We start from the raw sequence: 13,384 nt of genomic DNA, 5'->3' as shown, positions 1-13,384 counted from the left end.
GATCCGGTGCGTGCGCTGATGCCGACGGAGTGCGCCGCCTCCTAACGTAGGCGGCCCTTACAAGGCGCTGCCCTTATGAAGAAGCAAGTCACCCTGGCCATGTGGGGCATGTTGCTATGTCACGGCACGAGTTCCGCACAGGAAACACCGAACTGGCAGCTCCCCGCGTTGCAAGCCACGACGATCACGTGGGCTCCATGCTCGCCGACGCTCGTACGAGCAAGCGCCTTTCGGCTGGGTGAGCGCTTGCGCTGCGGCACGATGTCCGTTCCGCTGGATCATCATCATCCCCAGGCCGGAAATATAGATGTCGCCCTCATCCGCGTCGCCGCGAGCGATCCGGCGCATCGGCAGGGTGCCATCTTCTTCAACCCGGGCGGGCCGGGCGAAACCCCGATGCACTACCTGCCATCATTGGCACAGTACTGGGACGACGCGTATGCCGAACACCCCGTGCACGGGACGAAGAAACATCTCTCCGCGCAATTCGACCTGATCGGCGTCGTTCCACGCGGGCTCGAAGGCGGCACTCGCTTTACGTGTACATCCGACGCCCAGTCGACCGACTACAACGACATCGTCGCCGATTCTTCGCCGGCGAATGTCCAGCGGATGGAAAGCTACATGCGTGCGACCGCTGCCGCGTGTCGCGCCAATCCGCTCCATCGGTTCATCAATACCGAGCAGACGGCGTATGACATGGAGGTCGCGCGCCAGTCATTGGGTGAACCGCGACTGCACTACCTGGGTTTTTCCTACGGCGCGTGGCTCGGCAGCTGGTATGCGGCCACCTTCCCCGAACGGGTGGGACGCATGGTGCTCGATTCCAGCATGGACTGGACGGCCGATTGGGATACCAACGTCACCCGCAGCAAGGAGGCATCGCAGGCAAGATTCGATCGCCTTGTCGGCGAACCCGCTGCAAATGACACTGATCGCTATCGACTCGGAGCGGATGTCGCGACGGTTGTCGCCCAGGTCGAGGGCCTTACCTTTCGCGTCCGACAGGCCTGGGGCGGATTCTGGAAAACACCCGAGGACCTCCTTGGGGCGCTGACCGTGTCGGACTGGCTGCGCGTCGAGCCTGACATCAGCATTGAAACGCTCATCGCGCGTGCGCAGGCCTATCGATTCCATCATGAGGACGCCGTCGACACGGCGATACGCAACGCGGTCATAGACCAGCCATGGCGGCTCTTTCCGGGGACACATCAGCCCGAACCGTTTGCGCTCGACGCGGTCGACTCCGTGTTCTCGGCTGTCATGTGCAATGACATGCCTTACAACGGTGATACCGCTCATCATCAAGCCAGGATTGCGACGCTCGCCCGGGGCCTTCCCACCGTGAACGGGCTGGGGCTGCAATACCACTGCGTGTACTGGGGAGGATCGCAGGCCATGCGTCCTCCGCTGAGCCGCATGAGTGCTGCCGGCGACATCCTCATGGTCCACGCCTCATTGGACCCGACGACACCGCTCGAGAGTGCCAACGCCGCGTTCGAGCGCAGTGCCACGACTCACCTCCTCGTGGCTGAAGGTATCGACGAGCATGGCGTCTTTGGCTTCACGGATTCCGCGTGCATTGAGGATACCGTCGGTCGCTACCTGCTCACCGGCATCCTGCCGGCGGGACGCAAATACCGTTGCGCAGCAACTCCGGCAGCACATGGTGGTCCCGAACGCGGATTCACACATCCGGGACGCGCCGCTGCACTTCGCGTGGAACTTTCGGGCATGCGTTCCACCTTGATCCCCGTGGGAGGGACCCAGCCGTGAACCCAGCGCTCGCACGTCGGTCGCATGCAAGTGCACTTCTGTGTGCTTCTTTTGCCGCGGTTTGCTTCATCTTTCCCATCGACCTCCGCGCAACGGCCACTACGACAAAGATCACCTGGCGGGCGTGCACGCCGGAGCTTCTCGAAGCGGGGTGGATCGCCGCGCTTGGCGCGCGCCTCGAGTGCGGGACCATGCCGGCGTGGCTCGATGCGGACACCCCCGCGCTCGGGTCACTCACCGTGGGCCTCGTACGATTCRGGGCCGGCGATCCCGCGCGCCGCGAAGGCTCGATCTTCTTCAACTTCGGCGGACCCGGTGGCAATCCCCTGGATTTCCTGCCGGGCTTTGGCTACTTGTGGTCGACCCGCTCCCTCGACCACCCACTCGATGGCGACAAGCGACGCCTGACCGACCGTTACGACCTGATCGCCGTCATTCCCCGCGGGTTACGCGGTGGTACGCGCTTCACCTGTCGTCATCCCGAGGCGAGCGATGGACACGACCCCACGGTCGACCTCGCCGACTGGAACTGGGACGGCTTCGCGAAGGATGCAAAAGCCTATGCCGCAGGTTGCGCTGCGGACCCACTCCATCCGCATGTGGGAACCCTTCAGCACGTTCGGGATATGGAACAGGCTCGACTTGCCCTGCACGAGAACGTACTGAACTTTGTCGGGATCTCGTACGGCACGTGGGTCGGCGCGTTCTACGCCTCCGCGTACCCCGACCATGCGGGCCGCATCGTTCTCGACTCGGCGATGAATCATGCCGGCACCTTCGAAGACCAGCTGGCGGACGATCCTTACGAGCGCCAGTCGTCGTTTGCGCGAACCGCATTGCGCCCTGCCCTTGCCGCGCCGGCACTTTATGGCGTCGGCAGCGATGCCGACGAGGTCATGGCGCGTTTTCGCAACATGCCTCATCGGGCACACGAAGCCTGGGCGTCGACGATCGACACCCCCGAGGAGCTGGTTGCCGCATTGACGATGGCCGACTGGATTCTGGCTGACGGGAAAGGCACCCAGGCTCATCTTCTCGCGCGCATGAAAGGCCACCGTTTCAGCCGCGATAGCGCCGTGGATAACGATATCCGTCGTGCCGCGATCAGATTTGCTGCGACGGCCGAGCAGGGCCTGGCTTTCGATTCCGAGGCCGAGCGCCTGGTCGACTTCTCGGTCTATCACGCGGTCGTTTGTGGCGATACGCCATGGCAGAAGAACCTGACGTCGTTGCGTGGGATGGCCAACAACATCGGGGCCAAGTATTCGGCTTCCAACGGCGTTCCTGTCACCGTCGGTCTGACGTGCCTGTACTGGCCCACGGCCCCGCGGTCGCGCCCTTCATTGGCGGGCCTCGCCAAGGCGCCGCCCATGCTCATGGTTCAAGCGGAGTTCGACCCGGCGACGCCGCTGACGGGGGCGATTCGTGCCTTCAACGCTTCGCCGAATGCTCACCTGGTGCTTGCACGTGGCATGACTGGGCACGGGGTATTCGGCAGCTCGGCCACGCCCTGCATCGAGCGAGCCGTCGGTCGCTTCCTCCTCGAAGGAGAGCTACCGCGGCAACGCCTGTCCGGCTGCGAGTTCGTGCCGATGCCGCCGTCGCGGCATGCCCGTGGCGTCGAAACACCTCTGGACGAAGGCGTCGTCCGCGATGAACTCGTGCGTCGCCTTCGAACGAGCTGACGCCGGTCAGAACATGATCTGAGCGCGAACCTCGACGATATGGGGATCGACACGAAGATCGCGATGGTCGCTGATCGCACGAACGTAGTTGCCTTGAAGCTTGAGGTACTTCGTGAGGTACCAGTTCGCGCCGAACGTCCAGTCGTGCTCCCTGCCGCCCAGCGTGGGGCCGTCGTCGAGATTGAGCGTGCTGTAACGGATCAGGAACTCCAGGGCGCCCCAGGGGCCCTTCGGCAAAACGTCGGAGACGTTGCCGCCGCTATAGGTCCTCGATTCGCCGGTGGCTACCCAGCTTCCGAAGGCGTACCAGCCGTGCGCCTCATAGGCCGGCTTGTTCTCGAGCTTCACTTTGGCGTCCAGATACTCGCTCTGCACCGACCAGGGTCCGTGGATCCAAAGCCCTTCGAGACCACGCCGGTCGACATGATCCGCCACGCTCAGAACGCCGGAGTCGATCAGGCGCTGGGTAGTCAGTCCGGCTTCCGGCAAGGCGCGAAGGCGCACGTTAGGTGGCGTGTAACGGTCGCGGCCGTCGGTCGTGCCATAGGGCGTTTCGCGCGACACCGAACTGCCGAGATGGAGCACGTTGCCCGGATCGTTCAACGGGGTCCACGCCGCGCGTCCGGCGACCATCCGGCCGTCGAGGTCACCTTGAAGGTTGCCGCCGTTGTAGTAGCCCAGCTGCACGAGGTAGGCCTTCCGGGTCAGCGCCCAGTCGATACCGATGCGACGATTCGCGTAGACCGCCTGCATCGGCAGCGACGGTTCCAGGAACGATGTGGTGCCCGTGCTGGTATTGCCTTCGAAGCCGACCGGCGTCTTCATGAAGCCGACGCGGACCGCGCCGTAGTCGTCGTTGAAGAGCGCCTTGGTCTGCAAGCGGAAGAATGTGTCGAGCCAGGTCTTCGCCTGAAAGTCGAATACGACAGTGGCGTCGTATACCCCTTTCTTGCGAATGAAGAAGCCGAATTCCTTGCGCCTATTCGTCTGCGCGTTCTCATACAGACCGTCATCGTGCGAGAAGTGATCGACGTCGTACTGGTACTTCACGGACAGGCCAAGGTCCGTGCCATCGGCGAATACGTAGTGTGTCGGCCAATTAGTGCGCCAGTCGTAGTTATTGCCCGGAGCATCGGCAGCCGACGCAAACACGGGCTCGATCAGCGCCAGGGCGCTGAGGACGATCTTCTTCATGCGGGTGCCCCTCCCAGGGATCAGCCGGCAGCAGCCGCTGACATGTCATGAAGGACTATACCGTGCCCTTGCGAATTCGCTAAATGCTGCGAGCCGAGCGCAAAAAAAGGGGCGCCGAAGCGCCCCTCTTCCCTCACCCCGAGTTGGATCGCGATCAGATCGCGTAGTACATCTGGAACTCGAGCGGGTGGGTGCTGGCGCGATAGCGGGTCACTTCCTGCATCTTCAGCGCGATGTAGCCGTCGATGAAGTCGTCGGTAAACACGCCGCCCGCCTTCAGGAACTCGCGATCCTTGTCGAGGGCGACGAGCGCCTCATCGAGGCTGGCGCAGACCTGCGGGATGTTCTTCTCCTCTTCCGGCGGCAGGTCGTAGAGATCCTTGTCGGCCGGTGCACCCGGGTCGATCTTGTTCAGGATGCCGTCGAGGCCGGCCATCATCAGCACGGTGAACGTCAGGTAGCCCGACTGCATCGGATCCGGGAAGCGGATTTCGATACGACGACCCTTCGGGCTCGACACGTACGGAATACGGCAGGAGGCCGAGCGGTTGCGCGCCGAGTAGGCGAGCATCACCGGCGCTTCGAAGCCCGGAACCAGGCGCTTGTAGCTGTTCGTCGTGGAGTTGGCGAAGGCGTTGATGGCACGGGCGTGCTTGAAGATGCCGCCGATGTACCACAGCGCCGTCTGCGACAGGCCGCCGTAGAGATCGCCGGCAAACAGGTTCTCGCCATTCTTCGACAACGACTGGTGCACGTGCATACCCGAGCCGTTATCGCCGACGATCGGCTTCGGCATGAAGGTCACGGTCTTGCCGGCCTGGTGGGCGACGTTCTTGATGACGTACTTCATCGTCATCAGTTCGTCGGCCTTCTTCACCAGGGTGTTGAAGCGCGTACCGATTTCGCACTGGCCCGCGTTGGCGACTTCGTGGTGGTGCACTTCGACCACCTGGCCGAGCGACTCGAGCACCTTGCACATATCGGCGCGCAGGTCGCCCAGGCTGTCCACAGGCGCAACCGGGAAGTAACCGCCCTTCACGCCCGGACGATGGCCGGTGTTGGTGCCGTCGTACTTGTAGCGCGACGACCAGGCGGCTTCTTCGGAGCCGATTTCGTAGAACACGCGGCCCATGTCGTTCTGCCAGCGGACCGAATCGAAGATGAAGAACTCGGGCTCGGGACCGAAGAAGGCGGTGTCGGCGATGCCGGTCGACTTCAGGTAGGCCTCGGCGCGCTTGGCGATCGAGCGCGGATCGCGGCCGTACGCCTGCATGGTGCTCGGCTCGAGCACGTCGCAATGCAGGATCAGCTGCTTGTGCGCGCTGAACGGATCGAGGTGAGCGGTTTCCGGATCCGGCATGAGCACCATGTCGGATTCATTGATGCCCTTCCAGCCGGCGATCGACGAACCGTCGAACATCTTGCCGTCTTCGAAGGTGCTCTCGTCGATGGCGTGAGCGGGAAACGTCGTGTGATGGTGCTTGCCGAGGATGTCGGCAAAGCGAAAATCAACGAACTCGATTTCCTCGTCCTGGATCAGGTTCAGCACTTTCGAAGCGGCGGACATAAAAACCTCGGGTAGGTGGGCGGAGTCCATTTAGCAATCGCTATGCCAGCGCAGCCGCCATCGACGGACCGGCCAGGACCAAGCTTTCGCATCATAGAACGGCGGCGAGGGCGATGTGCAAATGCACCAATGTGGTGCATTTGCACATCGCTTGCACCAGGGGTTTCCAGGTCAGGTGGCCGCCGGTAGGCCGTCGATGAACTCGCTCACGTGCCGGGCGCAGGCCTGAGGCGAGGCCTGCAGCAGTCCGTGCGGCCCTTCCACATCAACGATTCGCGCCCTAGGCAGGACGTGCCGCATCCACTCGGCCGAGGAGGCCGGGACGAGCACGTCGCGAGTGGCGCGCAGACAGAGCACCGGCACGTCGATGCCGGAAAGCGTCGTGCCCCCGTCCGCCGAGAGAACAGACCGTAAACGCCCGCGCAGGGTTGGTGCGTTCATGTCACCGACCGCTTCGATGAATTGCTTACGGATATCGGCACCGGGCCGCCGTCCAAGAAGCGCGAGGGAGGCTAGCCGCGCGAATCCCCGTGAGACGCCGAGCAGGCCGATCAGTGGCGACAGATAACGTGCCACCGGGCGTGGGTTACGCAGAAACGTCGAACAGAGGATGAGTCCTCGAAGACCCTCCGGCCGCTCCGCGGCCAGACTTGCGGCTACGGGTCCGGCAAACGACTCGCCAAGCAAGACGAAATCACGATGAGGCAAACGGTCACGAACCCAGGCCGTGAGTTCCGTGTAGCTGGTCGTGCCGCTCGCCGGGTATGGGATGACGCGCGCCGGGGTGACGTCGCCCAGTGCTGCGAGGAAGGGCCCGAAGAGCGTCCCGGTGCCATCCATGCCGGGCAGAAGCACCAGCTCAGGCATGCAACGCAACGTGTGGCGACCTCCTTTCGATCGAGTCATGGCGTCCATCCCTGCCCCTTCGGTTTCGGCGGATTGTGTCGCATCCCCTGCCCGCCGGCTACGGCTATCATCAGGCGGCAACGCACACCATGACAGGGGATGGATATGGCATCGCAGGGATATCGACGCGCGTTCGTAATGGTCGCACTGGCTTTCGGGGCGGCGCATGCGGCGCCCTGGTTGCCCAAGGACGCGTCACCTCTGGCAGCTTTCATGCAGCACGTCGCGACGGCCTCGGCGATTGCCGATCCGCTGGAGCGCTGCCTGAAGATGCCGGATCCACCGGGAACCCACTGGAACGCCGCAGGTGTGGCTGCCTACTGCCGTTACCACGCCGTACCTACGATGACCCCGGCACGGTTCCAGGCACTGATGGCGCAGGGCAAGGCCGCGACCGTGGACCGCGAGTTCGCTGGCTACCTTCGCGCGCAGATGGATGACCCGGCCGCTGCGGGGCGCCTCGACCATGCGATGTACGCGGCAGGCTTCCACGATGCCAGCCAAAAGACCCGGGCGGCCATCGATGCCTGGAAGCGACAGCGACCGGACAGCGCCTTCGCGTTTGCCGCAAGCGGCATGCAGTACCGGGCGGAGGCGGAACGCGGAGGCGGCACGGCGACCCCGCCACCGGTGGATAAAGCGCGCGCGGACTTCGACCGTGCTGCCACCATGACGCCGGCCATACCTTCGATCTACGCAGACATGTTTCTCGTCGGCGCCATGACCGGGGACACGACCTACGCGCAAGCTGCCTCGCAGCGCGGACTCGCGATGCAACCCGGCAACCTTTCCCTTCGGCTGCTCCAGGCCAGCATAGCGAGCGGGGAGCAGGGCGGCAGCCGCGAGTCGCAGATACAGCAGCGAGCGGAGGCCGCGGCGCTGGCCGACCACTTTCCACTCATGTGGGTGGTCACCGGTCGCCTGTCCATCGCGATCGACAAGGAAGACGCCGGTGGTGCGCCGAACGACGGCAAACCGCTATTCGATCTGCCCGAAGTTGCCCCCGCAAGCGACCTTGGCCACCTTGCCAGTTGGGGTCGGTTAGGAGGCGACGGCGACGCCGCCATGATTCTCGCCGTCGAGGCCCTGCGGTTCGATAGCGGACAGGAGGAAGCCCTCGAGGTCATCGGTGCCGTTGGCAGGCATAACGGTTACGCCGAGTGGTCAAAGGCCGCGCTGAAACGCGCAACGGCCGAGCACCCTGGAGCGGACGATGTCGCTCGCGTCTCGGCGAAGTGGCTACGCGAATTTTAAAGGCGACAAAGGGATGGATATGATCAAGCGGGGAAATCGACGCGCTCTTCTGTTGGGCGGGCTATTACTGGCCGTCGCAGCGCTTGCCGCTTCAAAGGTCTGGCAGCCACCGGCGGCGACGCGCGCGAGTGGTCAGGGCCAGGCCACGGCCTCGTCGGCTTTCGAGGCGTTTATGACGCAGGTGCAATCGGCCTCGAAGATCGCCGACCCGATCGAGCGCTGTCTGCACATGCCCGACCCGCCCGGCTCGCATTGGCATGCGGACGGCGTGGCCGCGTATTGCCGATACCGCCTTACCGAAATGACGGATATCGCGGGATTCCGTTCGCTTATCGCCGCCGGCAAAGGCGCCGAAGTCGACCGCATCCTGGCCGGCTACCTGCAAATGCAGATGCACGACACCCGGTATCCGGCCATCTTCGATCAGGCAGTAAACCGTGCGGGCTTTGATGACGCCGACCCGGAAATGCGCGCAGCCATCGATGCCTGGATGCACCAGCGGCCAGATAGCGTCTTCGCCGTGGCAGCCAGCGGCATGCAGTACCAGCGGGCGGCCTTTGAGGCGCGCGGCGCCGATCTCGCATCGAAAACCCGCGAGGAACAATGGCGCGCAGCACGACAGCTGGCGGCGTTCGCACGTCGCGACCTGGATCGTGCGGCAGCCATGTCGCCGGCCGTTCCGACGATCTATGCCGACATGCTTCGCATGGGCGTACTGGTCGGCGATCGTCGCTATGCGACGGCGGCTATCGAACGCGGGTATGTCGTGCAACCGAACAATTTCGTCCTACGCCTCGACCAGGCCAGTTTCACCGGCAGGAAGTGGGGTGGCAGCGCGGCCTGGGTCGACCAACAAGCCAAGGAGGCAGCCGCCGCTGCCGAGCACACGCCTCTGCTCTGGGTCGCGGCAAGCCATGCGCGTATTCAGGCCGCGACGGACGGGAACCTCACCCCACCGGCTGACGACGGATATCTTTCGCTGGCTAGTGACGTAGCCACGGGCCACGACTTCAGCCAGCTTGCCGCAGACGCCAACCGCGCCGGGCAGCGCGAAGAAGCCTTCGTGCTGGCGGTGGAGGCGCTGAGATTCGATAACTCGCAGGATGACGCACTCTACGTCGTCGGCAACCTGGGTAGCAAAGGCTACTACCGAGAATGGGCGAAGGCGGAACTCATCCGCGCCACACACGAACATCCGCGCTCCGTTGAGGTCACCGGAAGTGCAGGCGTCGCGCTGCGTCGCCTCCACGAGCCGGCGTTGGCGGAGCCTCTTCTGGTGTATGCGACGGAACATGGCGCCGATGACTGGGTCCTGGCGACGCTCGGCGATTTCTATTCGCACGAAGGCAGGAACTACGCGAAGGCCGGCGCGATCGCCGACCAATTGATCCAACACAATCCCGCCAACGCCGACGGTTACGTCATTCGCGCTTGCGTGGACAAGGACACGAACAGCCCTAATCGCTATCGCTCGGCCAAGGACTTCCTCACTCGCTTCGGGAACGATGCTGACCAGCAGGGCCCCGCATCGGAGATCCGTGCGTGGCTTGCGGCGAACCCGGAGCCCTCGACGGGCTGATCGCATCGCCCCGCGGCTGCCCAGGGAAAGGTTTTGCCTGAAACACACATCGATTACCCTGCCGGAACAGCCGTAATCGAGCTCTCCCCCCCTCAGGAGCTCGCGCCCACCCCTGCCATCGCGAATCCATCCATGACGAAGAAAACCGAGAACGACACGCCGGATGCCGGCCGACGCCGCCTGCTGGGCGGTATTGCCACGACCGGCGCGGTGCTTGCGCTGGGTGGGGTGGCCGAGGTCGCCGCTGGCGAATCGAAAGGACTTGCGCCTGCGCCGGGCGGCAAGGAACTCGACGCGCTGCTGGAAAAGCACGTACAGCACGTTGTCGTGATTTACGCGGAAAATCGTAGCTTCAATAACCTGTTTGCCGAGTTCCCGGGACTTCAGCAGCCGCTGGCTGCCGTGCCTCCGGAGCGTTACCTGCAGCGCGACCGCGATGGAAAGCCGCTGACGACGCTGCCGCCGATATGGGGCGGCCTTGTACCGCACCAGCAGGTGGTCGACCACAAGCCTTACAAGGTCGGCGAGCAAGACATCACCGGCCTTCCGAACGCGCCGTGGGCCCTGCACACGGGAGACGGCACGCCGCTGCCGCACGGCGTGGTCACCCGCGATCTCGTGCACGCCTTCTACAACAACCAGCTGCAGATCAACGGCGGCAAGAACGACGGATTCGTCGCCTGGGGCGACAACGGCGCGATGACGATGGGTCACTACGCGTCCTCGCCGGTGCATCTGCGCCTGTGGCGCCTCGCCGAGCAATACACCCTGTGCGACAACTTCTTCATGGGTGCCTTCGGCGGCTCGTTCCTCAACCACCAGTATCTCGTCGCCGCGCAGCCGCCGTTCTATCCGGATGCAGACAAGAGTCCCTCGCAGTTCGGTATCGCGGTGACCGAGAGCGGTGATCCACTCGACTATCGCCTGAAGATGGCGGAAGACTCCCCGGCCAGCGCCATGCAGGGCAAGCCGAAATTCGCTCACCACAGCCAGCTCACGCCTGACTTCTTCGCGGTCAACACCATCGGCCCGCCATTCTCGCCGGGCTTCAACGTCGATTCGAAGAATCCGTTGCTCGCCGACGCCACGAGTGCGAACACGCTGGTTCCGCAGAAGCACAAGCACATCGGTGACGTGCTCTCGGAGAAGGGCGTGGACTGGGCCTGGTATGGCGGTGGCTTCCAGGCCGCGCTGGACGGCAAGGGCGAGGGCGATAGCGCCGACAAGCAGTTCCCGCAGACGCCGAATTTCCAGCCGCACCACCAACCGCTCAATTATTTCGTCACGCTCGCGCCGGGTACCGAAGCGCGCAAACGGCACCTGCGCGACGGTGGTCTGGGTGAGACGGCGAAGACCAATCTGTTCCTTGCCGACGTCGCCGCCGGCAAGCTGCCACCCGTGACGTTCTATAAGCCGCAGGGCGATCTCAACATGCATGCCGGGTATTCGGACGTCGAAGCTGGCGACCGCCATGTCGCGGGCGTCGTGCATGCGCTGCGGTCGAGTCCACAGTGGAAGGACATGCTCGTCATCGTCACATTCGACGAGAACGGTGGCTGGTGGGACCACGTCGCTCCGCCGAAGGGCGATCGTTGGGGCCCGGGCACGCGAATTCCCGCGTTGGTGGTTTCGCCGTATGCCAAACGTGGGCATGTCGAACATACGATTTACGACACGGGTTCGATTGCGCGCTTTTTGACACGTCGGTTCAAGCTGGAGAAGCTGCCGGGGTTGAAGATGCGTGAGGATGCGATGGTTGCGGCGGGTGGACCGGCGGCGGGTGATCTTACGGAGACGCTGGATTTTTCGGCGGTCGGTTAGAGCATCGCCGATGAATCGGCTCCCACAGGAGGCGCTTAGCTCGTTGTGGGAGCCGCTTCAGCGGCGATAACCCGACCCCTCAGCGCCAGGCACGCCCCTCAATGCCCCTCAATGCCCCGGCGTACCACCCGATGCAAACGGCGGCTTCGCAAACCAGATCGCCACCATCGCGACCAGAAAAATCAGCGCGAACCCGAAGAAGACATCGTTCACCGCCAGCGTCGCCGCCTGCAGGTCGACGATACGGTTGAGCGCGGCGTTCGCTGTCGGCCCCTGCACACCCAGCGCCTGGAACCGGTCCAGGTATTCGGTCGTCGTTCGGCTTCCGGCGCTGACATTTTCCGCTAGCACGGCGTGGTGGTAAGTCGTTCGATGCGAGTACATCGTGGTGCTCACTGCCGTAGCGATGCTGCCCGCCAGCGTCCGGAAGAAATTCGACAGGCCCGACGCACTGGCCACTTCGTCGTCCGGCATGCCCGAAAGGATGATCTGGTTCACCGGCACGAAGAACAGGGCGATGCCCGCACCCATGCAAAGACGCGGCAGGGCCATGTCGCTGTAGGCGGCATTCGTACTCAGCGCGGACATGTAGAACGATGCACCCGCGAACACCGCAAAGCCGATGGTGTTCAGCAGACGCAGATCGAACTTGCTCTGGAACACGCCGACGATGGGCGACAGCACGATCGCAAGGATGCCGATGGGCGCGACGACGAAGCCGGCCCAGGTCGCCGTGTAACCAAGGACCTCCTGCACCCACATCGGCATGACTACGGTACCGCCGAAGAAGGCGAACATGCCCAGCGAAAGACAGAGCACACCGACGAAGAAGTTTCGTCTTCCCAGTAGTCTCAGTTCCACCACGGGGTGCTTGTGCATGAGCTCCCAGGCGATGAGAAAGGTGATGCAGACCAGCGATACGATGGCCAACACGACGATGGTTTTCGAAGTGAACCAGTCGTCGTCGTTGCCGTTATCGAGCATGAACTGCAGGCAGCCCACACCCACGGCCAGAAGGAACAGACCGATCGCGTCGATCGGCATCTTGACCACTTTCGACTCGCGATCACGCAGCAGCGCATAAGTGACGACAACAGCGAAGATGCCGACCGGGATGTTGATGAAGAAAATCCACGACCAATGATAGTTATCGGTGATCCAACCGCCGAGGATGGGTCCGAACACCGGCGCGACAACGACGGTCATGGCCCATAGCGCCAACGCGATGGGTCGTCTCGCCACGGGATAATTGTTGAGCAACAGGGTCTGCGACAGCGGCACCATGGGGCCCGAGACAGCGCCCTGCAACAAGCGAAAGACGATCAGCATCGGCATGCTCGTCGAGAACCCGCAAAGCGCCGAGAACACGACGAACAGTGTGACCGAGATCATGAACGTACGCACTTCACCGAAGCGACGCGCGACCCAACCGGTCAGGGGCTGCATGACCGCGCTTGCCATCGAGTAGGCACTGATGGCCATGGTGCCTTCGTTGCTGCTCACGCCGACATTGCCGGCGATGGTTCGCACCGACACATTGACGATGGAGATATCGAGCACCTCCATGAAGGTGGCCAGTGCCACGCCCGCGGTGAGCAACAC

The 13,384-nt window shown here is 63.5% G+C and carries 9 protein-coding genes; 5 read left to right on the top strand and 4 right to left on the bottom strand.

Annotated elements, in window-relative coordinates; genetic code table 11:
* Positions 1–75 precede the first annotated feature (75 nt).
* Together AC1DT2_RS06930 and AC1DT2_RS06925 are read left to right on the top strand one after the other, a co-directional pair.
* A complete protein-coding gene (locus AC1DT2_RS06930; RefSeq protein WP_477295394.1) occupies positions 76–1,776 on the top strand; it encodes an alpha/beta fold hydrolase in 1,701 nt (566 codons plus the stop codon).
* Positions 1,773–3,461, top strand: coding sequence for an alpha/beta hydrolase (locus tag AC1DT2_RS06925; RefSeq protein ID WP_477295392.1), 1,689 nt, complete (start codon positions 1,773–1,775; stop codon positions 3,459–3,461). Before AC1DT2_RS06930 ends, AC1DT2_RS06925 begins: the two co-directional genes overlap by 4 nt.
* A 6-nt stretch (positions 3,462–3,467) precedes the next feature.
* Here the strand turns inward: AC1DT2_RS06925 and AC1DT2_RS06920 are convergent, their stop codons facing one another.
* From AC1DT2_RS06920 to AC1DT2_RS06910, 3 genes are all read right to left on the bottom strand, one after another.
* Positions 3,468–4,655 carry an OprO/OprP family phosphate-selective porin gene (locus AC1DT2_RS06920; RefSeq protein WP_477295390.1) on the bottom strand — a complete coding sequence of 396 codons (1,188 nt, stop codon included), beginning with the start codon at positions 4,653–4,655 and terminating at the stop codon, positions 3,468–3,470.
* A 154-nt stretch (positions 4,656–4,809) separates the two neighbouring features.
* Positions 4,810–6,222, bottom strand: coding sequence for a type I glutamate--ammonia ligase (gene glnA / locus AC1DT2_RS06915; protein ID WP_046965754.1), 1,413 nt, complete (start codon positions 6,220–6,222; stop codon positions 4,810–4,812).
* 171 nt (positions 6,223–6,393) lie between these two features.
* A complete protein-coding gene (locus AC1DT2_RS06910) occupies positions 6,394–7,128 on the bottom strand; it encodes an alpha/beta fold hydrolase (protein WP_477295387.1) in 735 nt (244 codons plus the stop codon).
* Positions 7,129–7,266: 138 nt separating this feature from the next.
* On the opposite strand from AC1DT2_RS06910, the gene AC1DT2_RS06905 reads away from it, so the two are divergent.
* From AC1DT2_RS06905 to acpA, 3 genes are all read left to right on the top strand, one after another.
* On the top strand, positions 7,267–8,382 hold the full coding sequence (locus tag AC1DT2_RS06905; protein WP_477295385.1) for a hypothetical protein: 1,116 nt from the start codon (positions 7,267–7,269) through the stop codon (positions 8,380–8,382).
* Between the two features lie 13 nt (positions 8,383–8,395).
* On the top strand, positions 8,396–9,961 hold the full coding sequence (locus tag AC1DT2_RS06900; RefSeq protein WP_477295383.1) for a DUF4034 domain-containing protein: 1,566 nt from the start codon (positions 8,396–8,398) through the stop codon (positions 9,959–9,961).
* Between the two features lie 132 nt (positions 9,962–10,093).
* Positions 10,094–11,782 carry an acid phosphatase gene (acpA, locus tag AC1DT2_RS06895; protein ID WP_477295381.1) on the top strand — a complete coding sequence of 563 codons (1,689 nt, stop codon included), beginning with the start codon at positions 10,094–10,096 and terminating at the stop codon, positions 11,780–11,782.
* A gap of 108 nt (positions 11,783–11,890) precedes the next feature.
* Here the strand turns inward: acpA and AC1DT2_RS06890 are convergent.
* Positions 11,891–13,384 (bottom strand): DHA2 family efflux MFS transporter permease subunit (locus tag AC1DT2_RS06890; RefSeq protein WP_477295379.1); only part of this gene is annotated, 1,494 nt, incomplete at its 5' end.

The sequence above is a fragment of the Luteibacter sp. P4_E6 genome (genome assembly GCF_056401535.1).
This window is presented reverse-complemented; position numbering and strand designations above follow the sequence as displayed.

Bases quoted from the DNA above. Each gene is read 5' to 3' on its own strand.
- AC1DT2_RS06930 (WP_477295394.1), top strand. From the start codon at position 76: ATGAAGAAGCAAGTCACCCTGGCCATGTGGGGCATGTTGCTATGTCAC.
- AC1DT2_RS06920 (WP_477295390.1), bottom strand. From the start codon at position 4,655: ATGAAGAAGATCGTCCTCAGCGCCCTGGCGCTGATCGAGCCCGTGTTT.
- glnA (WP_046965754.1), bottom strand. From the start codon at position 6,222: ATGTCCGCCGCTTCGAAAGTGCTGAACCTGATCCAGGACGAGGAAATC.
- AC1DT2_RS06910 (WP_477295387.1), bottom strand. From the start codon at position 7,128: ATGACTCGATCGAAAGGAGGTCGCCACACGTTGCGTTGCATGCCTGAG.
- AC1DT2_RS06905 (WP_477295385.1), top strand. From the start codon at position 7,267: ATGGTCGCACTGGCTTTCGGGGCGGCGCATGCGGCGCCCTGGTTGCCC.
- AC1DT2_RS06900 (WP_477295383.1), top strand. From the start codon at position 8,396: ATGGATATGATCAAGCGGGGAAATCGACGCGCTCTTCTGTTGGGCGGG.
- acpA (WP_477295381.1), top strand. From the start codon at position 10,094: ATGACGAAGAAAACCGAGAACGACACGCCGGATGCCGGCCGACGCCGC.